Raw genomic sequence first — 24,773 nt, 5'->3', positions numbered from 1 at the left:
AGGTCATCGCCTCTCTCCAGATGAGGTGCGACTCATCATAGTGGGCGGCAAAGCGGTGGTCTACGAAGGGATTTTTGTATGGAAAGCGGGAAAAATGATTTGTGCGCAACCACGCGTTGTGGCCAGATCCGAAGTTACAGCAGCGGCAGCACGTCCGCGTTCGACAACCACGCGCTGGTTTGAACCAGACCGGCGCGTATGAGCCGGTCCAGCAATTCGTCCACGGTCCACGGTGGTCGACGCTTACGTGCTCGCAAGTCCCTGAACGCAGCCAATGCGCGCTTCTCATTCAGGTCGATCAGATCGAGGATAAAAACGTCAGGATGCTTTACCTCGATACGCAGGCTGGACTCCAGTTGTTCTGCTGCAAAATCCTTCAGGTTGAAGGTGACGATCGCATCCGCGCGAGCCGCCACCGCCGTCATGACGACATGCCGGTCTTTTTCGTCGACGTCGAAGATTTCAACGGAATCCGGAAGTACCTGCGTGACCAGCGCGTCGGGAAACGTGCGGTCCATGGCGTTGCGAATCGCAGCGATCTTGGGCGCAGCGTCGTTAGCCGCGCTTTTGTCAGCGAAACGGGCGGCGAGATTGCGGGTCCATTCTTCGTGAATGCGCGCCGACCACTTCGGTGCATAAAACTCGTGATCGGCGAAAGTCAGCAATACGTCGCGCACCACCATGGGAAACAGCGAACACGCATCCAGCACGACGGTAAAGCGATCGACCGACAGCATTACAGATCGTATCCGCCTATCGATTCGCTGTCGGCCACGATCTCGTCCAAGCTGCTCTTACGTGTTGCACGCATGGTTTCCTTGTAGCGCATCACGTCGTCCATCAACATGCGGCGATGCCGCCCGACCTTGCGGAAAGGCAGTTCGCCGGCTTCAAGGCGAGCGATCAGAAACGGCCGCGATACGCCGAGCAAATCCGCCGCTTGCTTGGTGGTCAATTCGGTGTCGGCAGGATAGAGAACGAACACCTGCTCACTGGCCATCATGGCCAGCACGCGCGAGAGCACCCGCAGCGTGGCGGGTGGCACCTCGATACGGGCGAGATCTCCGTCGGCGCCCTCCTCCACCAATGCAACACTGTGCGCGCGCGAATGATCGAGCGCCGCGCCCATGAGGCGGCTTGCGGCGGACAGCACGGTTGCGTCGTCGTCCGACAGGATGATGCGATCGGGTGTGGCGGTTGTCATGTTCGACTCCAATTACCTTCGAGTATAAGTCAATCCTCGCCACAAACGCAATAAACGCAACATGTGAAATATTTGCAACGCGGTCACATCGCACCGTTTTCTATATGGATTCGGTTAACGAAAAACGCCGGGCCGCGCTTTCGCGCGACCCGACGTCTCCCACTCTTCAGTAATTCAACGATTTATTGCTTCGCCACCTGTTGCACGGCAGCGGCGGCCGCCACCGGAGCGGATGCCGGCGCAACCGCACCCACCGCCGTGTCCGCCGCCTTCACATCACCCCAGCCACCGCCCAACGCGCGAATCAGATTGACGGTCGCCACCGCCTGCGTGCCCGACAGATGGCTCGCCTGCAGTTGCGAAGTCAGCACCTGCCGCTCGCCGTCGATCACGTCCAGGTAGCTGACCGCACCCTCCGTGTACTGCGTGCGCGACAGATGCGCCGCCCGTTGCGAGGCCTGAACCGCGTCGTTCTGCTCGCGCATCTGATCGTCGAGCAAACGCAAGTCGGACAGGTTGTCCTCCACTTCACGGAACGCCACCAGCACCTGCTGACGATACTGCGCCACGTCCTCGTCGTACTTCGAACGGGCTTGCGCGAGATTCGCCTTGCGGCGGCCGCCGTCGAACAGAGGCAGCGTCAGCGCCGTGCCGGCAATCGGTCCGAGAATGAACGCGCGGCTCGACCACTTGAACAGGTCGCCGAGCGTCGCCGATTCGAAACCGGCTGCGCCGGTGATGTCGAGTTTCGGGAAGAACGCCGACTTCGCGAGGCCGACACGCGCATTCGCCGCCTGCATCGCGCGCTCCGCAGCCGAAATATCCGGCCGGCGTTCCAGCAAATCCGAAGGCAAGCCCGGCGGCACACGCACCGTCACCGGAGCCAGCGGCGCTTCCGCGAACGAGAAATCCGCCGGCGGCTTGCCGAGCAGAATCGCGAGGCTATGTTCCGATGCCGCGCGCTGACGCGCCACGCCCACGGCATCCGCACGCGCGCTCGCCAGTTCGTTGCGGGCCCGCGATACATCCAGCTCGCCGATATCGCCTTCCTTGAAGCGCCGTTCGACCAGCTTCAGCGTGTCCTCACGCAGCGCCACGGTACGACGGTACAGGTCCTGATCCGTATCGAGCTCGCGCAACTGGAAGTAGTTCTGCGCGACGTCTGCCTGCAAGGACAGTTGCACCGAACGGAACAGCGCTTCGCTTTGCTGCTCGTCCGAACGCGACGCGTTCACGTTCGAGCCGACCCGCCCAAACAGATCCGCTTCGTACGATGCGGTGGTTTGCGCGCGCCAGATCGTGGCGTTGGTGCCGCCCGCGCTGTCCGGCTGAAATTGCGACGCCGCCGAAGCACGCTGGCGCGTCGGGCCGAAGCCCGCATCGAGCTTCGGGAACCAGTCCGACTTCGCTGCTTGCGTGACCGCACGCGCCTGCTGCACGCGCGCCGCGGCCGCCTTCAGGTCCTGATTCGCGGCGGACGCCTGCTCTTCGAGTGCATTGAGTTGCGGGTCGCCGAATATCGTCCACCATTCGCCGCGATGCGCGTCGTCGGCGGGCTGGGCCTGTTTCCAGGTGCCGTTGTCCTGCGCCGATACACCCGACGCCCCCGAGGGCGCGGCAGCAGCCGACGCCGCGGGCGCTTCCTTGAACGCAGCCGGCGCATCCACTTCAGGCCGCTTATAAGTCGGCTCCAGGGAACAGGCGGCGAGCAACGCGACCAGCAAACCGCTGGCAGCCGCCCGGCCCCACCCGCTCAAAGATTCATAGCGTTTCATTATTGTTTTCTCCTCAAGCGTCCGTCACCGGCGCGCCATAGTGCGGCGAATCTTTCTGCGCGACGTGAATCGTTCCGCCCGCCAGCGTGCGCAGCACCACATAAAACACAGGGGTCAGCATCAGACCGAACAGCGTGACACCAAGCATGCCGAAGAACACCGCGATACCCATCGCATGACGCATCTCCGAACCGGCTCCGCTCGACAGCACCAGCGGCACCACGCCCATGATGAATGCGATCGACGTCATCAGAATCGGCCGCAGACGCAGGCGGCTCGCCTCGATTGCTGCCGACAGCGGCGTATGCCCGTCATGCTCCAGTTCGCGAGCGAACTCGACGATCAGAATCGCGTTCTTCGCCGACAAGCCCACCAGCACCATCAAACCGATCTGCGTGAAGATGTTGTTGTCGCCGCCCGTGAGCCACACGCCGGTCAGCGCGGACAGCACGCTCATCGGCACGATCAGGATCACCGCGAGCGGCAGCGTCAGGCTTTCATACAGTGCGGCGAGCACGAGGAACACGAGCAGCACGCTGATCGGGAACACCCACAAGCCCGCATTGCCAGCCAGAATCTGCTGATACGTCAGGTCGGTCCACTCGAGCTTCACACCATGCGGCAAGACTTCCGCCGCCACGCGTTCGGCCGCGGCTTGTGCCTGACCCGACGAGAAGCCCGGCGCCGGTCCTCCGTTGATGTCGGCAGCCGTGTAGCCGTTGTAACGCACCACCATTTCCGGACCGAAGGTCGGCGTCACCGTCACCAGCGACGACAACGGCACCATGTCGCCCGCGGCATTGCGCGTCTTCAGTTGCAGGATGTCGTCGGCACGCTGACGGAACGGTGCGTCCGCCTGCACCCGCACCTGATACACGCGGCCAAAGCGGTTGAAGTCGTTCACATACAGCGAGCCCAGATAGATCTGCATCGTGTTGAACACGTCCGTGACCGGCACGCCGAGCTGCTTGGCCTTCACGCGATCCAGGTCCACATTCAGTTGCGGCACGTTGATCTGATAGCTCGAGAAGGTCGGGCCGAGTTCAGGTGTCTGCGCGGCCTTCTTCACGAATGCTTCCGCGGCCTTGTTCAACTCCGCGTAACCGAGCGCGCCGTGATCCTCCAGCTGCATCTTGAAGCCGCCGAGCGTGCCGAGACCGAGCACGGGTGGCGGCGGGAACACCGCGACGAACGAATCCTTGATCGCACCGTATTGCTGATTCAGCGCACCGGCAATCGCCCCGGCCGAGAGCTTCTTGCTGCCACGATCCTTGAAAGGCTTGAGCGTGACGAACACGATGCCCGCGCTGGAGCTATTCGTGAAGCCATTCACCGACAGACCCGGGAACGCCACCGCGCTCTCCACGCCCGGCTGCTTCAGCGCGATCGAACTCATGTCGCGAATCACTTTTTCCGTGCGATCCAGCGACGCGCCGTTCGGCAATTGCGCGAAGGCAATCAGGTACTCCTTGTCCTGCGCCGGCACGAAGCCGCCCGGCACCACGCGCGAGATCAGCACGGTCGCGCCCAGCAGGATCGCGTAGACCGCCAGCATCGCGCCCTTACGACGCAGCACGCCGGTCACACCGCGGCCATACGCCGTCGAACCGCGATGAAAGACCTTGTTGAAACGCTTGAAGAAACCGCCCAGCAGGCGATTCATCACGCGCGTCAGGAAGTCTTCCTTCGCGCCGTGGCTGCGCAAGAGCATCGCGGACAGCGCCGGCGACAAGGTCAGCGAGTTGAACGCCGAGATCACCGTCGAAATCGCGATGGTCATCGCAAACTGCTTGTAGAACTGCCCCGTCAAACCGGTCATGAACGCGAGCGGCACGAACACGGCGACGAGCGTCAGGGCAATCGCGATAATCGGCCCGCTCACTTCCTGCATCGCCTTATACGTGGCATCACGCGCACTGAGCCCGTTTTCAATGTTCCGCTCGACGTTCTCCACCACCACGATCGCATCGTCCACCACGATCCCGATGGCGAGCACCATGCCGAACAATGACAACGCGTTGATCGAGAAGCCGAACGCGAGCAGCAACGAGAACGTCCCGACAATCGACACCGGCACCGCGATCAACGGAATGATCGAAGCGCGCCACGTCTGCAGGAACACGATCACCACGATGACCACCAGCGCGATCGCTTCGAGCAGCGTATGCACGACCGCCTCGATACTCGAGCGCACGAACTGCGTCGGGTCGTAGACGATCTTGTATTCGACGCCCGCCGGCATGTCTTCCGCGAGTTCCTTCATCGCGGAGCGCACCTGATCGGAAATCGCGAGCGAGTTCGCGCCCGGTGCCTGGTTGATGGCGAGCGCCACCGCCGGCTTGTTATCGAGCAGCGAACGCAGGCCGTATTCCGAGGCCGCGAGTTCGATCCGCGCAATATCTTTCAGGTAGGTCACGCCACCGTCCGGCGTGGTCTTGACGATGATGTCGCCGAATTCGCCCTCAGTCTTGAGACGGCCACGCGCGTTCACCGACAACTGCAATTGCGTGCCCGGCACCGAAGGCGATGCGCCGATCACACCGGCCGCCACCTGAATGTTCTGCTCACGGATCGCGTTGACCACCTCGGTCGCCGTCAAGCCGCGTTGCGACACTTTCTGCGGGTCGAGCCAGACGCGCATCGCGTAGTCGCCCGAACCCCACAACTGCACTTCGCCGACGCCCTGGATCCGCGCGAGCCGGTCCTTGACGTTCAACAGCGCGTAGTTGCGCAGATACGTCATGTCGTAGCGATTGTTCGGCGAGATCAAGTGCACCACCATGGTCAGCGTGGGCGAGCTTTTGATCGTCGTGATGCCGAGGCGCTGCACGTCTTCCGGCAAACGCGGCAGCGCCTGATTCACGCGGTTCTGCACGAGTTGCGTCGCGAGGTCGGGATTGGTGCCGAGCTTGAAGGTCACCGTAAGCGTGAGATTGCCGTCGCTATTTGCTTGCGACTGCATGTACAGCATGTTCTCGACGCCGTTGATCTGCTCTTCGAGCGGCGCCGCGACCGCTTCGGCGATCACCTTCGGGTTCGCGCCCGGATATTGCGCGTGGACCACCACCGACGGCGGCACCACTTCCGGGTACTCCGAAATCGGCAGCTTGAAGAGCGCAATGATGCCGCCCAGCAGGATCAATACCGACAACACGCCAGCAAAGATCGGCCGATCGATGAAGAATTTGGATATGTTCATGGGAAGCTCTTAACGTTGGAGCGTGCGCCGCGCAGTCAGGCCATGGCGCGCGAGGCTCACGAATTCTTGTCCGCTTTGGTGCGCGTTTGCGTTTGGGCCTGCGACTGCGATTGCGCTTGGGCGGGCGTCTGCTTTTCCGCAAGCGGCGCGCTGTTCGGATCGCCATCCGTTGTCATCGGCACCATGTGCGCGCGCACTGCATCACCGGGACGCACACGCTGGATGCCGTTCACGACAATGCGGTCAGTCGCCTTCAGACCGCCCTTTACCACGCGCAGATTGCCCTGCATGCCGCCCACGTCGATCGTGCGATACACGACATGATTGCCTTGATCGACCACCAGCACGAATTTCTTGTCCTGGTCGGTGCCGACTGCCGCATCGTCGATCAACAGCGCCGGATGCGGCTCGCTGCCGCCGACTTTCACGCGCGCATACAAACCGGGAATCAACGCACCGTCCTGGTTATCGAAACGGGCGCGCACGCGGATCGTGCCCGACGACGTGTCGAGGCGGTTGTCCACCGATTCGATCACGCCGCTGCGCGAGTAGCCGCTTTCGTCCGCGAGACCGAGTTCCACCGGCACCTTGCTGCCGTCTTTCGCCCGGCTCAGGTATTGCAGATAGGTTTGTTCGTCCGCGTCGAACGATGCGTAGATCGGCGACACCGACACCAGCGTGGTCAGCGGCGCAGCGCTCGCGCCGGCCGAGATCACGTTGCCCACCGTGATTTCCGCACGCGACACACGGCCCGACACCGGCGCGACAATCCTGGTGTAGCCGAGATTGATGCGGGCGGTTTCGACGGCGGCCTGCGCGGCCTTCAGGTTGGCGCTCGCCTCACGCGCGGCGTTCTGCTTCTCGTCGTAGTCACGCTTGGCGATCGCGTTGTCGGTGATCAGGCGTTGCGCGCGTTCCCAGTCGCTTTGCGTGTAGCCCGTGCGCGCCTGCGCGGCGGCCAGTTGCGCTTCCGCGCGATCCAGTTCGGCCGCATACGGACGCGGGTCGATCACGAACAGCGTGTCGCCCTTCTTCACGAGCGCGCCGTCCTTGAAGTTGACGGACACGATGGTGCCCGGCACTTGCGAACGCACGTCCACTTTCTCGACGGCTTCGAGACGGCCCGAGTAGCTCTGCCAATCGGTGATCGTTTTTTGCACCACCGTGGCCACATCGACTTCCGGCACGATGGTTGGCGCGGCGGGCGAGCTCGCGTCCACGCGGATCGCGCCGAACGTGCCCAGCCCGGCCACGACGATGACAGCAAGTGCGGCAATCGCCACGCGGCGACGGGAAAGAGGAAGGATAGTCATGTGAAGCTCCCGAGATCGTTGATTAAAGTTCTGCTTATTTCTGTTTCAGCGATGGGCGCGTGCATCGAAGCGCCACTGAAAAAATCGCACCGCTTCCTGCAAGGCGGGCGGATGATCGGCCAGCGCGGCATGCGACACACTCGGATAGCGGACCACCTGGGTCAGCACACCGGCGTCGATCAGACTGCTGGCGTATTTCTCCGCCTCCACATGCAGGACGTCGTTTTGGGCCGTCGCGATCAGCGTGGCCGGCAGGCCAGCGAGACGCGACGATTCGAGCGGCGCGGCGTACGGATGCATACGCTGCGACGCTTGCGGCAGATAAGCGCGATAACACGCCGCGCACTCTTTTGCCGTGATGTCCGAGCCGAGGCGCTTTTCGTCGCCCAGGCGCGTGAGGCTCGGATCGAGCATGGGCCCGAACAGCGCTTGGGCGGAAATGCGCACGTCGCCGCGATCCCGTGCGATGAAAGCGAGACAATTGGCCAACTGGCCGCCAGCGTCGTGGCCGGCCACGCCAACCTTCTTGCTATTCCCGCCAAACGCGCGCGCCCGGGTCTGCACCCACAGCGCCGCGCGATGCGCGTCTTCAGGCGCAGCCGGAAACGGAAACTGCGGCGCCAGCGAGTACCCGACCGATACGACCAGAGCCGGTAAGTGTTCTGCGAAATAACGCGAAGCGTAGTCGGCCTGATCGATCGAGCCCTTCGTAAATCCACCACCATGGAAATAAAGCAGTACCGGCAGTGCGGTTTTCTTTTCCTGTCTGTACAGACGCAACGTGATGTCCTGCGCGTGCCCTTCGATCTGCACGTCAGTGACTTCGAGTGCCGTGCTGTCGGCCTCTGCCGGGCTGCTGCCGGCGGGCACAAAGGAGTACGGCGGTTTAAATGCTTCCATGTCGAGCCGCGCAATGCGCATAGAACTTCAATGGTGCGAATTGTGGGTTCGGCAGACTCGTAAATAAATGCCTATAATCCGGCAACACAATTCGGCGCCCCTGAACAATCGAAAGCGATTGTCCGCGGATTCGTGGTGGAGTCCTTTCCTGCTCAGTGCGCCAGCCCCTATTGGAGGTCTGCAATGGACCGGCTTCAGGCCATGCAAGTGTTCACTCGTGTTGTCGACACCAACAGCTTTACCCGTGCAGCGGAAACGCTCGACTTGCCGCGCGCATCGGTTACCACGATTATTCAGAACCTCGAAGCGTTCCTCGGCACGCGTCTGATGCATCGGACCACGCGCCGTTTGTCGCTCACGCCGGACGGCGCGGCGTACTACGAACGCTGCGTGCGCATCCTCGCGGACGTCGAAGAGACCGAGGCCAGTTTTCAAAGCGGCAATAAAAAGCCGCACGGCAAGCTGCGCATCGACATGCCGGGGTCGATCGGCCGCTTGCTGGTGATTCCTTCGCTGTGTGAATTCCACACGCGCTATCCGGACATCGATCTGCAACTCGGCCTGACGGACCGGCCGGTTGACCTGTTGCAGGAAGGCGTGGATTGCGTGGTGCGGGTCGGCGCGCTACAGGATTCCTCGCTGGTGGCACGTCGAATCGGTCTGTTCGAGGGCGTGACCTGCGCGGCCCCCGACTACATCGAGCGCGCGGGCATGCCGAAATCGCTCGAAGACCTGGAGAATCACAAAGCAGTCAATTACTTTTCGAGCCGCACGGGTCGCACGCTCGATTGGGCCTTCATGGTTGATGGCAAAGAAGTTGAAGTGAAAATGAAGAGCATCGTCTCGGTGAACGACGCGGACGCCTACGTGACCTGCGGGTTGGAAGGCTTCGGCCTGATTCAGCCTGCGCTCTTCATGGTGCTGCCGCATCTGCGGTCGGGTCAACTGGTCGAAGTGCTGCCGGAACTGAAGCCCTTGCCGATGCCAATTTCGGCAGTCTATCCGCACAGCCGGCATCTGTCGCCTAAAGTCCGCGTTTTCGTAGACTGGATTGCGGAGCTGTTCGACCGTTGTCCGTTATTGAGCGGACGTGGCAGTCTGGACGCAACCTGCACGAAGCGCACGCTCGAAGAACGCGAGTCCGCTCCAATGCTCGACACGCCGGTGATAACGGAATGGGTCGCGTAATTCGCGCGAATTGAAGTTTGAAGCGCAGAATCTGGAACAGTGAATTCCAACCGCGGCTCTAATGCCGCGGTTTTCTTTTTGCGGCAACGCCGGCAAGGCGTTTCATCTGGTGTCGGCGCGATTGTTCTGGAATCGCGACAATTCATTTCGCGAAAGTGCGGTTTATCCGCACTGCCTCGAAGTCTACATTTCACCCTGTCGCAGCGCCGCTCGTGCTGCAAACGAATCGACAGGAGTGAATCATGAAACGCAATCTCTTAGCAGGTCTGGCTCTTTCGCTGATCGTGAGCGCTCCGGCGTTCGCACAAGGCGGCGGAGGGATTGGCCGCGCAGGTACATACGAAACGCAACCCACGCCGAGCACTACCGCGAAATCGCGCGAAGAAGTGAAGGCCGAACTCGTCGCAGCCTATCGCGACGGCTCGCTGCCCTCGCTCAATCGTACGACGTACCCGAATAAAGGCCTGATCGGTCAAACTCAGGCAGCCCGCATCGCGCTGCAGGAAGGCACGAGCGGCGACGTTACGCGCGTGGCCAACGGACAGTAAAACCAGCGTGCCGCAATGATTCGGTTTCCAAAAGAAATAGTCATTGCGACGCTGTCCATGCACTCTTCAAAAAGGAGCTCATCATGACACCCTCGGAACTCGACAATTGGGACACCGACACCCCTGTGTGGACGCCGTATCGCGCGCCGCAACACTAAATGCCGAAAGTAGCAGCGAGTGCCCGCGGACCTGGTCCGCGGGCACAGTCACATTTGCAGAGACCTAGCGCCTCGGCACGCCGTCACGCCACTCGCCCCAGTGCGTGGAGATATCCTGCACGAGCGGATTGCCCGCGAGAAACAGGTTCTGGATAGCGATCGTAAAGCCGCCTTGCGCGGCATAGTTCAGCAGGTTGTCCGCACTCGTCTGCCCGTCGTAGGGCCGGTCGAAATCGGAGCCCGCGCGCAACACGGCAACACGATTCAAATCCACCTTGTGTACCGAAGCCGCGCGCTTAAGCGCTTCGTAGGTAGCGTTGTCCTCTTGCTGCGTCGTGCAGTAGACGCCTTTTTCATCGGTCAGGATTTTGGTCCAGTCGCGGGCTCGCTGCCCAAGCAGTGTGCCTGACCACCACGTATCGCCCGCGAGCGTATCGCATTGAATAACGGTCGGCGGAAGATTCGCCGGCGCATACGAATACTTGGCCCGCGCGGCCTGAGCCTGCGCGTTATCGGACAGCGTCACGTGGCGAGACAATGCGAACGCCGTATGCGCGAGCCGCGTGTTCAACTGGAACACCTCAGTGCGGTAATCAAGCGGCGGCTTATCCGACGGACTCTTCGTGTTGATGCCGAGGTAGCCGGTATTCCAGTTGGGCGGAATCTCGCGCCCGTCGATCTCCCATTGAATCCCGAAGTCGACCAGATATTTCGCCCATGCGGCGGAGCCCACCGTGCCCTGCTGCGGATCGATCCCGGCAATGCCGGCCACCATGAAGTACGTACGCCGCAAATCGAAACGCGGCGAGAACGTCAGCGCCATGATCGACGCAGCAGCGTTGGTGTGTCCCATGCCGGTGGTCATCACGCACACGTCCTGCCGGTTGCAATGGACGGTCGGGTAATCGGGCGACAGGCCGTCCACCGTAATCTCGCGCCACGGCCCGAGGTTGTCGAGCCACACCTGCCCCTCCGGCCCGAACATCGAAATGATCATCACCTTGACGGGCTGCCCGTGCGAGCCGCCGTCGCCGCGCGAGAAACCGTCGTTGTCGTCCGCGCTGGCCGGCCCGGACGAGAGGGCCGCGCATGCCGCGAGGGTAATGGCGCAGACGGCGCCGAGTGAGCGAGTCAGCATCGTGATCTTCCTTTTGCTTGTGATGCAGGTTGGGAAAGAGTGCTGCTTTCAGGCCGAAAGAAGTATAGATGCGAAGAAATTATTTTCCACTACGCGATGCACCATCGGTCCACGCTTCCGGGCACTGTCCGGAGAGGCATGCAAATGGGCGCAGTACGCGTTCTTCGGCGTTTTCTTATAATCGATAGTCCGCAGCGCACCGGCTTTGTGCACTTCATAACAGGAGCACCTCGATGGACTATGTGAAACTCGGCCGCACCGGCCTCGATGTATCGCGTCTTTGTCTCGGCTGCATGAGCTACGGCGTGCCGTCTCGCGGCACCCATCCGTGGTCGCTGGACGACGAAGCCGCGCGTCCCTTCATCAAACAGGCGCTCGACTACGGCATCAATTTTTTCGACACTGCGAACGTGTATTCCGACGGCACGAGCGAGGAAATCGTCGGCCGCGCGCTCAAGGACTTTGCGAAGCGCGACGAGATCGTGCTGGCCACCAAGGTGAACAGCCGCATGCATCCGGGCCCGAACGGCGCCGGCCTGTCGCGCAAGGCGATCATGTCGGAGATCGACCACAGCCTGCGGCGCCTCGGCACGGACTACGTGGACCTGTATCAGATCCACCGCTGGGACTACGGCACGCCGATCGAAGAAACCATGGAAGCGTTGCACGACGTCGTGAAGGCCGGCAAGGCGCGCTACATCGGCGCATCGTCCATGTATGCATGGCAGTTCGCCAAGGCGTTGCATGTGGCTGAGAAGAACGGCTGGACGCGCTTCGTGACAATGCAGAACTACGTCAATCTTCTGTACCGCGAGGAAGAGCGCGAAATGCTGCCGCTGTGCGAAAGCGAAGGTATCGGCGTGATTCCATGGAGCCCGCTCGCGCGCGGCCGCCTGACGCGCGACTGGAGCACCGAAAGCGCGCGCTCCGAAACCGACGAATTCGGCCGCACGCTTTACGCGCAGACGGAAGACGCCGATCGCCGGATTGTCGAACGGGTCAGCCAGATCGCCAGCGAGCGCGGCGTGCCGCGTGCACAGGTCGCGCTCGCGTGGGTGTTGCAGAAGAAGCCGGTCACCGCGCCGATCGTCGGTGCGACCAAACTGCATCATCTCGACGATGCGGTAGCCGCGCTTTCACTCAACTTAAGCGCGGAGGAAATCGGCCGGCTCGAAGAGTTGTATGTGCCGCATGCGGTGACGGGCTTCGAATAAGCCGTAGACGTGCCGCTCAAACGCGCGGCACTTCCGGTTCGAAGAACACCCAGCGGACTTGCGGGAACGTGGCCTGCAAGTCCGCTTCGATCACGTTGATCGCATCGACCATCGCGCGGCCGCTCGCGTAGTCGATCATTTCCGCCTGCACGGCCACCACCACATGACGCCCCCACTGCAGCGTAATCATATTGATGATGCTGCGAATCTCGGTGCGCCCGCGCAGATGCGCCTCGATCGCGCGCCGCACTTCGGGGCTTGCCGATTCGCCGACGATCATCGACTTCACTTCACGCGCCACCAGCCACGCGATCACCATGAGCAACACGCCGACGCCGATGGACCCCAGCGCGTCGTAGACAGGATTGCCGGTCATCATGGTGAGCAGCACGGCCGCGAAGGCTATCGCCAGGCCCGCCAGCGCGGCGATATCCTCGCCCGCTACCACCAGCAGCTCGGACTCGCGCGTCTCCCGAAACCAGCGCCACATGCTTTTGTCGGGATGCGTCTTGCGGATTTCCTTGACGGCGCCCCACAAGGACAGCGCCTCCAACACCACGGACACGCCGAGCACCGCCAGGGCTACGTAGGCATACTGCAACGGCTCGTGCACGAACAGACGATGCACGCCCTCATACACCGAGAACGCGCCGCCGACAAAGAACAGCAGAAGCGCGACCAGCAGCGAGTAGAAGTTGATCTCGCGCCCGCCGCCCATGGGATGCAGCGGGCTCGCCGGCTTGCGCGCTTCGCGCAGACCGAACAGCAGCAGCAATTGATTGCCGCAATCGGCGGTGGAGTGAATGGCCTCGGCGAACATCGAACCAGAACCGGTGAACGCGGCGGCGGCGAACTTGCAGATGGCAATGCCGAGGTTGGCGGCGAGCGCGTAGAAAATGGCTTTCGGCGATTCTTCTTTCATCGTCGTGGAAGGCGTCCGTGAGTTTGCAAAGAGCTTTCGATGGGCAACAGCCCGTATTATGGGCATGCCGGGCGGCATGCGTCCAACCGGGTGTTGTTTGCAACGTGCTCCGCTTGCGCTCTACCTCGTTCGCCTTCCTTCGCCTCAAGCCTCGTTACGCTCTTTCGAGCGCCGCCATTTCACGCACGATCACCAGCAGCATCGACAGGCTCGCACCGCCGGTGGCCCGAAGGTCAGCCAGCAAGCGCTCGTAGCGTTCCAGTTGCGCGGTGCGCTTCTCACGCCATGCTTCGACCAGCGCCTCGGGCGTGGAGGCTTCGTCGGCGTCGGCCAATGCGCTCGTCGTCAACGCGCGTTTGAGACGCGCTATGTCGGCCACCGCCGTGGCGCGCGCCAGCATGTCCCAATGCGTGGGCGCCGGCAACGCGGCCGCGCGCTCGCTGATCCAGCCGGAACTGAGCAGCGTGCCGAGCGCGAAATAGACGCCGGCCACCAGTTCGAGACTGCGCCCGCAGGTGGACGACACTTCGGCGATATCGAGCAACGCAGCCGAGATCTCGCCGCTCGCGATTCGCACCGCCAGCTCGCTATCCACGCCGGCGTCCGCGAATACGCGCTGCCGCTCGGAGAGCGCTTCGAGATCGGCGTTCGGCAACAGCGCGGGCCATTGCGGCGCGAGGCGTTGCGCCGCGTCGCGGCAACGCGCGAGCAGGCCGGCCACGTCGCGGTCGCTAACCGCGCCCGATTGCAATTGCCGCAGGAACCACAGCGCCGAGCGCTCGACCAGCCGCGCGACTTCGACGAACATGCGCGCCTGGATGTCGTCGGCGACGCGGTTGTCGAGCGCGTCGATACTGCGCCACACATCGTTGAGATTGAACACGTCGCGCGCCATGATGATGGCCCGCACAATGTCGCCCGGCTGTGCATCGGTTTCTTCCATCAACCTGTGCACGAACTCGCAACCCACGCGATTCACGAGTGCGTTGGTCAGATGCGTCGCGAGAATTTCACGGCGCAGCGGGTGGCGCTGCATCGGCTCGCTGAAGCGCTGCCGCAACGGTTTCGGAAAATACTCCACCAGCATGTCGCTGACGAGCGGATCTTCCGGCATTGGCGATTCGAGCAGCGCGTCGTACAGCCACATCTTGCTGTAAGCGAGCAGCACGGCGCGCTCCGGCGTGGTGAGCCCTTGCCTCGCGGCCTGCCGTTCGGCGACTTCTTCGTCGGTCGGCAGAAACTCGATCACGCGATTGAGCCGCCCCGCGCGTTCGAGGTAGCGCATCAGGCGCGCTTCCGCATCGAGCAATTCGACGCCGTAGCGGCCCGCAATCGACAGCGCCTGCGTCTGGTAGTAATTGTCCTGCAGCACGAGCAAGCCGACTTCGTCGGTCATGTCGGCGAGCAGCGCGTTGCGTTGCTTCTCCGTCATCTCGCCGTCGGAGACGACCAGGCCCAGCAGAATCTTGATGTTGACCTCGTGGTCCGAGCAGTCCACGCCAGCGGAGTTGTCGATCGCATCGGTATTGATGCGGCCGCCGCGCTGTGCGAACTCGATGCGCCCGAGCTGCGTGAGCCCGAGATTGCCGCCTTCGGCCACGACCTTGCATCTCAGGTCGGAACCGTTGACACGGATCGCGTCGTTGGCACGGTCGCCGACTTGCAGATGTGTTTCGCGGCTCGCCTTCACATACGTGCCGATGCCGCCGTTGTACAGCAGATCGACCGGCGCCTGCAGGATCGCGCGCATCAGTTCAGCGGGCGCGAGCGCCGGCGCGCTGATGCCGAGCACCGACTGCACCGCCGGCGAGAGCGGAATGGTCTTGGCGCTGCGCGGAAACACGCCGCCGCCCGCCGAGATCAGCGAGGGATCGTAGTCGGCCCAACTCGAACGGTCGAGAACGAATAGACGCCCGCGCTCGGCAAGACTGACCGCCGGATCGGGATTCGGGTCGAGAAAAATATGCCGATGGTCGAACGCGGCCACGAGCTTGATATGCGGTGACAGCAGCATGCCGTTGCCGAACACATCGCCCGACATATCGCCCACGCCGACCACCGTGAAGTCCATGGTCTGCGTATCCACGCCCATTTCGCGGAAGTGCCGCTTGACCGACTCCCACGCACCGCGCGCGGTGATGGCCATTTTCTTGTGGTCGTAACCGACCGAGCCGCCCGAGGCAAACGCATCGTCGAGCCAGAAGCCATATTCCTGCGAGATCGCGTTCGCGTAGTCGGAAAACGTGGCCGTGCCTTTGTCGGCCGCGACCACCAGATAGGGATCGTCGGGATCGTGGCGCACCACGTCGGGCGGCGGCACGATAGTCGTGCCGGCGAGATTGTCGGTCACGTCGAGCAGGCCGCGCAGGAAGGTCTGATAACACGCAATGCCTTCGCGCATCCACGCGTCGCGTTCGGTTTGCGGCGGCGGATTCTTCACGACGAAGCCGCCTTTCGAACCGACCGGCACGATCACCACGTTCTTCACCATCTGCGCCTTCATCAGGCCGAGCACTTCCGTGCGGAAGTCCTCGCGCCGGTCCGACCAGCGCAGGCCACCGCGCGCCACGCGGCCGCCACGCAAATGCACGCCTTCCACGCGCGGCGAGTACACCCAGATTTCGAACATCGGTTTCGGTTCGGGCAAGCCGGGCACTTGCGCGGGATCGAACTTGAAGGAGAGATACGGCTTCGGTTTGCCGTCGGCGTCGAAGCGGTAGTAGTTGGTCCGCTTGGTCGCTTTGATGACGCCGAGAAATTGCCGCAGTATGCGGTCTTCGTCGAGATTCGGCACCTGGTCAAGCGCACTGTCGATCGTATGGAGCCAGCCGTCCACGCGCGCCTCGCGCGTCTCGCCCAATACCGGATTGAAGCGGGCCACGAACAGTTCGACCAGCATGCGCGCGATCGCCGGATTGCCGGTCACCGCGCGCTCGATATACGCGTCGCTGAAGGTCGAGCCGACCTGCCGAAGATACTTGGCGTACGCGCGCAGGATCGTCACCTCGCGCGCATTCAATTGCGCGCGCAACACGAGGCGATTAAAGTCATCGCTTTCGATCGCGCCGGTCCAGACCTTTTCGAAGGCCTCTTCGAAGAGATCTTTGACGCGTTCAATATCGAACTCCGCGTCGTCCGCGAGTTCGAGCCCGAAGTCGTGAATCCACGCGGGCGTCGCGCCCAGCGCCTCGATCAGATAGGGCCGCTCTTCATCGACACGCACGCCGAGATGTTCGAGCATCGGCAAACTGCGCGACAAGGCGATCGGCAACCCCGCGCGATACACCTTGAAGCGAAACGCGCGCGGGCCCGATTCGATCGGGCGGTACAGGTTCATCGCGAGCCGTTCGCTGCCTTGCACGCGTTCGATTAGTTCGATATCGCGCACCGCCGTGCGGGCAGGATAGTCGTCGCGATAGCCGGCGGGAAAAGAATCGCTGTAGTGTTGCAGCAGACGGTTGCCCTGCTCTTCGCCGAAGGCGTCGAGCAAGGCGTCGGCAAGATCGTCCTGCCAGCGGCGCGCGACCTGCACGAGCCGCGATTCCAGTTCGCGCGTATCGACGTTGGGCATGCCGCCCGGCTTCGCGTGCACCACGAAGTGAATGCGCGCCAGCGTCGACTCCGACAGCAGGGGAGTGAACTCGACACTCTCACCGTTGAATGCGTCGACCAGCAGATTGGCAATGCGCTGACGCAGGTCGGTGTTGTACTTGTCGCGCGGCACGAACACGAGACACGACACGAAACGATCAAAACGATCCCGCCGTACGAACAGCCGGGTGCGCTGATGCTCCTGCAAACGCAGCACGCCTAGCGCGATATCGTAGAGCTGATTCTCTTCGGCCTGAAACAGCTCGTCACGCGGATAGGTTTCGAGCACCGTGACGAGCGATTTCGCCAGATGACCTTTCGGCAAGAAACCGGCTCGTCTCACGATATTCGCGCATTTGCGCCGCACGATCGGAATCTCGGCGGCCGACACGAAATAGGCCGTCGACGTATAGAGGCCGATGAAGCGCCGCTCGCCGGTCACCTTGCCGTCCGCGCCGGTCAGCTTGATGCCGACATAGTCCAGATAGCCCGGCCGGTGCACGGTGGCCCGTGAATTGGCCTTGGTCAGAAAGATCGGCGACGACCCTGAAATGATCTCGGCCGCGGCCGGCGGCAAGGGCGTGATCTCGGCGGCGCCGGCGGGCCGCAATGCATCGCGCAGAATGCCCAGACCCGAACCCGGCACCGCGCGCAGACCGTAGCCGATGTCGTGCTGCACCAGTTCGTAATCGCGCTGGCCGAGAAAGGTGAAATGATCGGCCACCATCCATTCGAGAAACGCGCGGGCTTCCAGACCTTCCGGTCCGCCCTCGCCGGCTTTCATGCCTTTGATCGTGACGCGCGCGAGTTCGACGATCTTCGGCCAGTCTTCGACGGCCGCCCGCACGTCGCGCAACACCTTGGCGATTTCATCACGCAGCGCGTCGAGTTTTGCGGCGTCGCCGCAACGGTCCACTTCGAAGTGGATGAACGACGTCAACTGCGAACGCGTATCGGTGGCTTCTTCGGCGCCCTGGATCAAGCGCGCGATACTGCCGTCGGGCGCGCGCCAGATGCGAAACACCGGATGCACGACGGAATGCAGCGCGAGGCCCTGCCGGTTGACCGCCATCGAGACGGAATCGACCAGAAACGGCATGTCGTCATTGACGATCTCGATCACCGTGTGATCGGAGTGCCAGCCGTGCTGTTCGAGAATCGGGTTATAGACGCGCAGCCGTTCGGCGCCCGGCACGAAGCGTTGCGCCGTTTGCCAGTGCGCGAGTGCCGCGCCGTAGAGATCGGCAATCGAGCGGCTTTGCAGGTCGTCCGCATCGACGAAATCGTAGTAGTGCCGCAGAAAGGTCTCGACGACCTTGAAGGTTGGCTCGGGCAATCGCCCTCGTGCAAATTCGACGACATCGTTCAGCAAGTGCGTAACGGCTTCTTCGTTCTTTGCTTGCATGATCAACTCCCCCGGCTGGGCGGCATTGGCGGGTATGGCCTGCTACTCGCTTGATTCGCATGCATCGTCTGAAGGGGAATTATGCACCTGACGACCGGCATGCGACGGACGACGGCACTTAGGTTATACCCGCTGCCGGTGAATGCATCGTTACGGCATGCCCGGCTATTTAAAGCACGGCCCGGGGAACCGCGTGCTCCTGCGCGAGCCATGCGCGAACCTGTTCGCTAGTCCACGCCGGGTCGTCGTGCGGCAGGTCGTGGCCGGCCCACGGATGCTCGCAATGCAGGGCGCCCCACGCCGCCGCCAGCTTTGCCGAACACACGGGGTCGACCAGCTTGTCGACCCGCGAAGAGAGGATCAGCAATGGGCATTCCGGCCGCGCCGTGCCCGCGGTAAAACGCGCCGCGGCCCAAAGTTGCCGTAACGCATTGCCACGGCTCACGGGCGCGCTGCGGCGAATGCGGCTCCAGGTGTCGAGATCGTCACCCAGCGTCTGCACGTTATTGCACGTCAGCCGATGAATGCCGTGTTCCGCGCGCGGCGCGTCGCGCCAGTGCGTGGCCACGCCCAGCAGGCCAGACCATGCGGAAGGACGCAAGCGCTCCTGCATCTGGCTGAACGGCCGCATGCTCGTATTGATCAGCACCAGCCGTTCGATCTCGTAGGGATGCCGTTGCGCCCAGTCTGTCGCCACCATGCCGCCGAGCGACATGGCCAGCACGCAATAGGGACCCGGCATGCCGCTTTGCAGAGCAGCATTGCGCACGAAGCCGACCATGTCGGCAACCGTCGACGGTGCGCGCAAATGCGTGAATTCGCCGTTGCCCGGCAGATCGAGCAGCAGCAGACGGCGAGGCACGCCCGCCTGAAGGGCCGCTTCATTGAGCGCGCCGTGCAGCAAGCCGGGCAAGCGACCCCAGTGGCGGATTTCACGCGTGAGGCCGCGCAGCAGGATCCACGTGCTCATACGCTTTCCGGGTTATACCAATGGTCGATCGCGCTTTGCAGCAATTGCTCGCGACGACTGCCTTGCGGCAGCCAGCGTTGCGACGAAAAGGCCGCGCGCGCCAGAAAGTCGAGCAGGTTCGCGTGACGCCGCAGCACGCGCGCCGTGCGATGCGCCTTCACCGGATTGAACATGCCCTGCCGCGAAAACAACTGGCGCGGATTCTTCTTGATCCACAGCCAGGAGCCGAGTTCGAGGGTCATGGGCAGAAAGACGTTGGGCGCGGGCGCGCGGTCGTAAGCGAAGTCCCACAGATCGCCGTGCAACAGATATTGGTGGCTCTGCGGTTCGAATGCGTAGCCATGATGGGGATGCGCGCGTTCGAACATGGTTTTCAGCACGTACATTTCCGGCAGATGCGGCATCACTTTGCGGGTGCGTGCGTACGGAAACCAGATGCTGTCGCTCCAGCCGTAGCCCGAGTGGCAATCGAGCGCGATACTCAGCGGCCGCGTGGCCAGTTCGGTTTCGACCACACGCAGCAACGCCGAGGCCTCGGGCTCCATTGGCTCGCCCTCGCGGCCCCGATACCACGGCAGCCAGGCGCCAACGCGCTGGCCGCCGGCTAGCAGCGGCACGCGTTCGTCGGCGTTCTGCGGCGCGTTGCGCATCAGGTCGACGCCATTCGGGTTGGCGCGCGTGGCCGCCCACATGCCGCCCGGATTGACGATCGGCATAAAGATCAGACGAATCGACTGCAATTGGCGCACCAGCAGTTCGTCCCATTCGAGCCGCGCGAGCAGCGCGCGCATGTAGTCGAGCACGAGTTGCGAGCCGATCCGTTCGAGCCCGTGAATGCCGCCGAAAAAGCCGATTGCCGGCGCTTGCGGGTCGGTGGATCCGATGCTCGCGGTTTGCACGGCGAAGTGCCGGCCGCGCACCGTCGTCTCGCAGACGGTGCGGATCGCGAAGCTCGCACTGCCCTGCTCGAGGATCGTCCTGAGATCTTCGTACTCCGCAAAACTGTCGGGAAGGAAGCTCAGAGGCTGCATGACGATGTCGCAAGCAATTGCAAGGTTAATGGGGACGGCACACCGATTGACGCAATATAGCCTGGCCGGCGGCGCTCATGCTGAAGCGGCGCCGGCGGGCGCAAATCCTGTCACATGCATGTCATTTTCCATTCGAACGATTGACTCCAATCTGCCTTGCCCGCGACGCAAAAAAGACACGGATAGATATAGTCGTCTAGACGTTGCGATGCCTTCACTCAACCGTCACAGACGCTTCCTAGAATGAGCCCCACACATGCCGGCAGAGGCCGGAGGCATCGAGGGGTAGTCATGGAAGCAATTCGGGAAGCAATTCGTATCGAACGGTTGAGCAAGACGTTCAGCAATGGCCGCAAGGCGCTGGACGAAATCGATCTGCGCGTCGAACCGGGCGAAATGGTTGCGTTGATCGGCGCCTCGGGCTCCGGCAAGTCGACGCTGCTGCGTCATATCGCGGGCTTCACGGCTTCGGATGCGCAGCCGTCGCAGATTTCGATTCTGGGCCGGCCCATTCAGCAGAACGGCCGCATTGTGCGGGAGGTGCGCAGCATTCGCCGCGATATCGGCTTCGTGTTCCAGCAATTCAATCTGATGAACCGCCTCTCCGTCGAAAGCAATGTGCTGATCGGCGCGCTCGCACGGTTGCCGTTGTGGCGTCGACTCTGCGGCCGTTTTCCGCGCGCCGAGCGGGCGTTGTCGATGGCTGCGTTGAACGAAGTCGGCATCGGCGAACATGCGCGCGAACGCGCCGCCAATCTCTCCGGCGGCCAGCAGCAGCGTGCCGCGCTTGCCCGTGCGCTGGTGCAACGCGCGCGTATCGTGCTCGCCGACGAACCGATCGCCTCACTCGACCCCGAGTCGGCGCGCCGCGTGATGGAGATGCTGCGCACGCTGAACGTCGAGCATCAACTCACGGTGCTGGTGTCGCTGCATCAGGTCGACATCGCGATGCAGTACTGCCCGCGCACGATTGCGCTGCGCCGCGGCAAGGTGGTCTACGACGGACCTTCCGCCGCGCTCACGCCTGCGTTGCTCAAGAAACTCTACGGCGACGACGCCCGCGAGTTGCTCGCCGAAGCCGCTATAAGCGCGGACGATCTCGACACGAAAACCGCTAACGGCGGCACACCACTTCAGGACACCGCGCCCGCCTCCATGCGCTACGCGTTCGCACTCAATCCGGCGCACTCGAACTGAGCGCGCCCATTCGTTCTGTCAACTCAACCGGATCTCAAACAATGAAATTCCTGCGTTCATTGATCACGCTGGCCGTCGGCGCGGCGACCCTTGCCGCTGTCGCCACCGCGCAAGCCGAAGACCTGAACCTCGGCATCATTTCGACCGATTCGTCGTCCGTGCTGAAACAGCGCTGGGAACCGCTGATTCAGGACATGAACAGGCAAACCGGCCTGAACGTCAAGGCGTTCTTCGCGACGGACTACGCCGGCATTATCGAAGGCATGCGTTTCAACAAGGTCCAGGTTGCGTATCTCGGCAATGCGTCGGCGATCGAAGCGGTGGATCGTTCGCAAGGCGAGGTGTTTGCCAAGACCGTGTACGCGAATGGCGACGCCGGATATAAATCCGTGTTGATCACCAACGTGAACAGCCGCTTCAAAACGCTCGACGATGTATTCAAGAATACGAAGGATGTCACGCTCGGCTTCGGCGATCCCAACTCGACGTCCGGCACGCTGATTCCCGGTTACTACCTGTTCGCCCAGCACAACACGCCGGTCAATACGTCGTTTAAAAACCGTGCTGCCTTCCAGTCATGAAGCGAATCTGCTGGCCGTCGTGAACAACAAGATCGATATCGCGACCAACAATACGGAAATGCTCGATTCCTTGAAGAAGCAGCATCCGGACAAGTTCGCGCAAGTGCGCGTGCTGTGGACCTCGCCGCTGATTCCGTCGGACCCGATCGTGTGGCGCAAGGATCTGCCGCAAGCCACCAAGGACAAGCTGCGCAACTTCTTCGTCAACTATGCGAAGACCGATGCACACGAAAAGGCGGTAATGGCCGGCATTTTCGGCTACGGCGGTTTCGCGGCATCGTCGGATGCGCAGTTGCTGCCGATCCGCCAGGTCGCGTTGTTCCAGCAGAAGCAGAAGATCGCGAGCGACACGCATCTCTCCGATGACGATCGCAAGACTCAGTTGGCCGCACTCGACGCGAAGCTGAGCGCGCTGAATATCGCGCAATCGAAGCAATGAACACGGTCGATCTGGTCACGTCGCCGGGGCGCGCGAGCGAAGCGCTCGACGCGCAGGCGGCGCGTCATCCCGCGCCGGCGGCCGGCAAGCGTAGCTGGCTCTCGCTCGTCGGCTGGATCGCGGTGTTGGCGGTGTTGGGCGGCGCATGGCACGGCGCCGACATGCGTCCGCTGGATCTGCTCACCGACTCCGGCAACATGGGCGAGTTCGCCAAGGACTTCTTTCCGCCCGACTTCACCGAATGGCGCAGCTATCTGCACGAGATGTACGTGACGCTCTCGGTGGCGGTGTGGGGCACCGCGCTTTCGCTCGTGTGCGCGGTGCCTTGCGGACTGATGTCCGCTCACAACATGGCGCCGATGTGGATCGTGCAGCCCATGCGCCGCATCATGGACGCATGCCGCGCGATCAACGAGATGGTCTTCGCGATGCTGTTTATCGTCGCGGTCGGCCTCGGTCCTTTTGCGGGTGTGCTGGCGCTGTGGGTGCACACCACCGGCGTGCTCGCCAAGCTGTTCGCCGAGGCGGTCGAGGCCATCGATCCGCGCCCGGCCGAAGGCGTGCGCGCCACCGGCGCGACCAGCCTCGACGAAATCATTTACGGCGTGCTGCCGCAAGTGCTGCCGTTGTGGATCTCGTACGCGTTGTATCGCTTCGAATCGAACGTGCGCTCGGCGATGGTGGTGGGCATGGTCGGCGCGGGCGGTATCGGCGTGGTGTTGTACGAAGCGATTCGCTCGTTCAACTATGCGCAAACGGCCGCCGTGATGATCATGGTGATCGTGGTGGTGACGGTGATCGACCTCGTTTCGGCGTGGCTGCGCGAGCGCGTGACCTGAAAGTTGGCGGCCTGACGACCGACGGCCCCTCACCCCGCCCCTTCGCTCCGTTTCGTTTATTGCGATTTCGAATATTTCGATTTAGAATGACGCAATCGAAGGAGCCGAGTCGCGCCATGAACACCACCATCCATCCCACCCCGCTTCCGTCCCAACAGGAGGCCGAGCTTGCCCGCACCTCCAGCCGGAATCTGTCTGTGGTGCTGTCCAGCCGCGCCGAGACACAGCAGTTCGACTTCAAGGACGACAGGGGCCAAACGCGCACCGTCGAGTTGCCTACGTCGGTCGTGCGTCTAATGGTCGATGTTCTGACGGAGATCGGCCAGGGGAACGCCGTCTCTATCATTCCGATTCATGCCGAACTGACCACGCAGGAAGCTGCCGATCTCCTGAACGTGTCGCGGCCGTACTTCGTGCAGTTGCTGGAGAAGAAAGAGATTCCGTTCCGCAAGGTGAACACTCACCGGCGGGTGCGGTACGAAGACGTGATGGCCTACAAGAATCGCATTGATACGCAGCGGCGCAACGCGTTGGACGAAATGGCGGCATTGTCACAGGACATGGGTCTGGAATAGCCGATGTCGTCACATTTCACCGCTGTCTACGACGCTTGCGTTCTGTACTCCCAACCATTGCGTGACCTGTTGATGCGTCTGGCGCTGACTGATCTCTACCGCGCGCGTTGGACTCGCGCTATCCATGACGAATGGGTACGCAACCTGATCGCAAACCGTCCGGACCTGGATCGCGCCAAAATCTATCGCGTTCGCGAACTCATGGACGCCCATGTTCGCGATGCACTGGTCGAAAACTTCGAGCATTTGATAGCGGCTATCGAGTTGCCGGACCCCACTGATGCACACGTCGTCGCCGCCGCGGTCCATTGCGGGGCCGAGCTTATTGTTACGTTCAATCTAAGAGACTTTCCTGCCGCCGCCTTGAGTACGTTCAACGTAACCGCGCAACATCCGGACGACTTCATCGCCGATCTGTTCGACCTCAACCAGGCGAAGGTGCTCGGAGCAATGGCCGAGCACAGGAAATCGTTAAAAAACCCACCAAAGTCCGTCGACGAGTATCTCGACACTTTGGCCAGCCTCGGTCTCACGCAAACTGTTTCGGCTGTTCGGCCCTATAGCATCGCTATCTGAACAAAGCGCG

The 24,773-nt window shown here is 62.4% G+C and carries 18 protein-coding genes and 1 pseudogene; 8 read left to right on the top strand and 11 right to left on the bottom strand.

Annotated elements, in window-relative coordinates; genetic code table 11:
- Positions 1 to 134: 134 nt before the first annotated feature.
- From B0G80_RS41785 to B0G80_RS41760, 6 genes are all read right to left on the bottom strand, one after another.
- The gene (locus B0G80_RS41785) at positions 135 to 737 is read right to left on the bottom strand and encodes a PIN domain-containing protein (RefSeq protein WP_116123351.1); all 603 of its coding nucleotides are present in this window, start codon (positions 735 to 737) and stop codon (positions 135 to 137) included.
- Positions 737 to 1,204: a helix-turn-helix domain-containing protein gene (locus tag B0G80_RS41780; protein ID WP_116123350.1), complete on the bottom strand. Its 468-nt coding sequence runs from the start codon at positions 1,202 to 1,204 to the stop codon at positions 737 to 739. The genes B0G80_RS41785 and B0G80_RS41780 overlap by 1 nt, the downstream gene beginning before the upstream one ends.
- A gap of 182 nt (positions 1,205 to 1,386) precedes the next feature.
- On the bottom strand, positions 1,387 to 2,979 hold the full coding sequence (locus B0G80_RS41775) for an efflux transporter outer membrane subunit (RefSeq protein WP_116123349.1): 1,593 nt from the start codon (positions 2,977 to 2,979) through the stop codon (positions 1,387 to 1,389).
- Between the two features lie 13 nt (positions 2,980 to 2,992).
- On the bottom strand, positions 2,993 to 6,178 hold the full coding sequence (locus B0G80_RS41770) for an efflux RND transporter permease subunit (RefSeq protein WP_106277215.1): 3,186 nt from the start codon (positions 6,176 to 6,178) through the stop codon (positions 2,993 to 2,995).
- 56 nt (positions 6,179 to 6,234) lie between these two features.
- On the bottom strand, positions 6,235 to 7,491 hold the full coding sequence (locus B0G80_RS41765; protein ID WP_106277213.1) for an efflux RND transporter periplasmic adaptor subunit: 1,257 nt from the start codon (positions 7,489 to 7,491) through the stop codon (positions 6,235 to 6,237).
- A gap of 45 nt (positions 7,492 to 7,536) precedes the next feature.
- Entirely contained in the window at positions 7,537 to 8,391 is an 855-nt protein-coding gene (locus tag B0G80_RS41760; protein ID WP_116123944.1) for an alpha/beta hydrolase, read from the bottom strand.
- Between the two features lie 183 nt (positions 8,392 to 8,574).
- On the opposite strand from B0G80_RS41760, the gene B0G80_RS41755 reads away from it, so the two are divergent.
- Positions 8,575 to 9,579, top strand: a complete 1,005-nt coding sequence (locus B0G80_RS41755) for a LysR family transcriptional regulator (RefSeq protein ID WP_106277212.1) — start codon at positions 8,575 to 8,577, stop codon at positions 9,577 to 9,579.
- Between the two features lie 242 nt (positions 9,580 to 9,821).
- On the top strand, positions 9,822 to 10,127 hold the full coding sequence (locus tag B0G80_RS41750; protein ID WP_106277210.1) for a DUF4148 domain-containing protein: 306 nt from the start codon (positions 9,822 to 9,824) through the stop codon (positions 10,125 to 10,127).
- 222 nt (positions 10,128 to 10,349) lie between these two features.
- On the opposite strand, the gene B0G80_RS41745 is transcribed toward B0G80_RS41750, so the two are convergent.
- Positions 10,350 to 11,423, bottom strand: a complete 1,074-nt coding sequence (locus tag B0G80_RS41745; protein WP_116123348.1) for a purine nucleoside permease — start codon at positions 11,421 to 11,423, stop codon at positions 10,350 to 10,352.
- Between the two features lie 233 nt (positions 11,424 to 11,656).
- Between B0G80_RS41745 and B0G80_RS41735 the strand changes: the two genes are divergently transcribed.
- Positions 11,657 to 12,637, top strand: a complete 981-nt coding sequence (locus tag B0G80_RS41735; protein WP_116123346.1) for an aldo/keto reductase — start codon at positions 11,657 to 11,659, stop codon at positions 12,635 to 12,637.
- Between the two features lie 16 nt (positions 12,638 to 12,653).
- Here the strand turns inward: B0G80_RS41735 and B0G80_RS41730 are convergent, their stop codons facing one another.
- The 4 genes from B0G80_RS41730 to B0G80_RS41715 form a co-directional block, all read right to left on the bottom strand.
- Positions 12,654 to 13,559 carry a cation diffusion facilitator family transporter gene (locus B0G80_RS41730; RefSeq protein ID WP_116123345.1) on the bottom strand — a complete coding sequence of 302 codons (906 nt, stop codon included), beginning with the start codon at positions 13,557 to 13,559 and terminating at the stop codon, positions 12,654 to 12,656.
- Positions 13,560 to 13,713: 154 nt separating this feature from the next.
- The gene (locus B0G80_RS41725) at positions 13,714 to 18,555 is read right to left on the bottom strand and encodes an NAD-glutamate dehydrogenase (RefSeq protein WP_116123344.1); all 4,842 of its coding nucleotides are present in this window, start codon (positions 18,553 to 18,555) and stop codon (positions 13,714 to 13,716) included.
- Between the two features lie 169 nt (positions 18,556 to 18,724).
- Positions 18,725 to 19,525 carry an alpha/beta fold hydrolase gene (locus tag B0G80_RS41720; protein WP_116123343.1) on the bottom strand — a complete coding sequence of 267 codons (801 nt, stop codon included), beginning with the start codon at positions 19,523 to 19,525 and terminating at the stop codon, positions 18,725 to 18,727.
- Positions 19,522 to 20,556, bottom strand: a complete 1,035-nt coding sequence (locus B0G80_RS41715) for a M14 family zinc carboxypeptidase (RefSeq protein ID WP_116123342.1) — start codon at positions 20,554 to 20,556, stop codon at positions 19,522 to 19,524. Before B0G80_RS41715 ends, B0G80_RS41720 begins: the two co-directional genes overlap by 4 nt.
- Before the next feature lie 291 nt (positions 20,557 to 20,847).
- On the opposite strand from B0G80_RS41715, the gene phnC reads away from it, so the two are divergent.
- The 5 genes and pseudogenes from phnC to B0G80_RS41690 all read left to right on the top strand — a co-directional run bounded on the left by phnC (position 20,848) and on the right by B0G80_RS41690 (position 24,763).
- The gene (gene phnC, locus B0G80_RS41710) at positions 20,848 to 21,753 is read left to right on the top strand and encodes a phosphonate ABC transporter ATP-binding protein (protein WP_116123341.1); all 906 of its coding nucleotides are present in this window, start codon (positions 20,848 to 20,850) and stop codon (positions 21,751 to 21,753) included.
- 41 nt (positions 21,754 to 21,794) lie between these two features.
- Positions 21,795 to 22,773, top strand: a pseudogene (gene phnD, locus B0G80_RS41705) (phosphonate ABC transporter substrate-binding protein).
- Positions 22,770 to 23,612: a phosphonate ABC transporter, permease protein PhnE gene (phnE, locus tag B0G80_RS41700; RefSeq protein WP_116123340.1), complete on the top strand. Its 843-nt coding sequence runs from the start codon at positions 22,770 to 22,772 to the stop codon at positions 23,610 to 23,612. The pseudogene phnD and the gene phnE overlap by 4 nt, the downstream one beginning before the upstream one ends.
- Positions 23,613 to 23,728: 116 nt before the next feature.
- Positions 23,729 to 24,187 (top strand): helix-turn-helix domain-containing protein, encoded by a 459-nt coding sequence (locus B0G80_RS41695; protein WP_106277691.1) that lies wholly within the window; start codon positions 23,729 to 23,731, stop codon positions 24,185 to 24,187.
- 3 nt (positions 24,188 to 24,190) lie between these two features.
- The gene (locus B0G80_RS41690) at positions 24,191 to 24,763 is read left to right on the top strand and encodes a PIN domain-containing protein (RefSeq protein ID WP_116123339.1); all 573 of its coding nucleotides are present in this window, start codon (positions 24,191 to 24,193) and stop codon (positions 24,761 to 24,763) included.
- The last annotated feature ends 10 nt before the right edge of the window (positions 24,764 to 24,773 follow it).

Source organism: Paraburkholderia sp. BL6669N2 (assembly GCF_003387275.1).
Classification (GTDB): domain Bacteria; phylum Pseudomonadota; class Gammaproteobacteria; order Burkholderiales; family Burkholderiaceae; genus Paraburkholderia.
This window is presented reverse-complemented; position numbering and strand designations above follow the sequence as displayed.

Coding starts and splice junctions, on each gene's coding strand:
- phnC (WP_116123341.1), top strand. CDS start 20,848: ATGGAAGCAATTCGGGAAGCAATTCGTATCGAACGGTTGAGCAAGACG.
- phnE (WP_116123340.1), top strand. CDS start 22,770: ATGAACACGGTCGATCTGGTCACGTCGCCGGGGCGCGCGAGCGAAGCG.
- B0G80_RS41720 (WP_116123343.1), bottom strand. CDS start 19,525: ATGAGCACGTGGATCCTGCTGCGCGGCCTCACGCGTGAAATCCGCCAC.
- B0G80_RS41765 (WP_106277213.1), bottom strand. CDS start 7,491: ATGACTATCCTTCCTCTTTCCCGTCGCCGCGTGGCGATTGCCGCACTT.
- B0G80_RS41735 (WP_116123346.1), top strand. CDS start 11,657: ATGGACTATGTGAAACTCGGCCGCACCGGCCTCGATGTATCGCGTCTT.
- B0G80_RS41770 (WP_106277215.1), bottom strand. CDS start 6,178: ATGAACATATCCAAATTCTTCATCGATCGGCCGATCTTTGCTGGCGTG.
- B0G80_RS41760 (WP_116123944.1), bottom strand. CDS start 8,391: ATGGAAGCATTTAAACCGCCGTACTCCTTTGTGCCCGCCGGCAGCAGC.
- B0G80_RS41730 (WP_116123345.1), bottom strand. CDS start 13,559: ATGAAAGAAGAATCGCCGAAAGCCATTTTCTACGCGCTCGCCGCCAAC.
- B0G80_RS41755 (WP_106277212.1), top strand. CDS start 8,575: ATGGACCGGCTTCAGGCCATGCAAGTGTTCACTCGTGTTGTCGACACC.
- B0G80_RS41715 (WP_116123342.1), bottom strand. CDS start 20,556: ATGCAGCCTCTGAGCTTCCTTCCCGACAGTTTTGCGGAGTACGAAGAT.
- B0G80_RS41780 (WP_116123350.1), bottom strand. CDS start 1,204: ATGACAACCGCCACACCCGATCGCATCATCCTGTCGGACGACGACGCA.
- B0G80_RS41745 (WP_116123348.1), bottom strand. CDS start 11,423: ATGCTGACTCGCTCACTCGGCGCCGTCTGCGCCATTACCCTCGCGGCA.
- B0G80_RS41725 (WP_116123344.1), bottom strand. CDS start 18,555: ATGCAAGCAAAGAACGAAGAAGCCGTTACGCACTTGCTGAACGATGTC.
- B0G80_RS41750 (WP_106277210.1), top strand. CDS start 9,822: ATGAAACGCAATCTCTTAGCAGGTCTGGCTCTTTCGCTGATCGTGAGC.
- B0G80_RS41785 (WP_116123351.1), bottom strand. CDS start 737: ATGCTGTCGGTCGATCGCTTTACCGTCGTGCTGGATGCGTGTTCGCTG.
- B0G80_RS41695 (WP_106277691.1), top strand. CDS start 23,729: ATGAACACCACCATCCATCCCACCCCGCTTCCGTCCCAACAGGAGGCC.
- B0G80_RS41690 (WP_116123339.1), top strand. CDS start 24,191: ATGTCGTCACATTTCACCGCTGTCTACGACGCTTGCGTTCTGTACTCC.
- B0G80_RS41775 (WP_116123349.1), bottom strand. CDS start 2,979: ATGAAACGCTATGAATCTTTGAGCGGGTGGGGCCGGGCGGCTGCCAGC.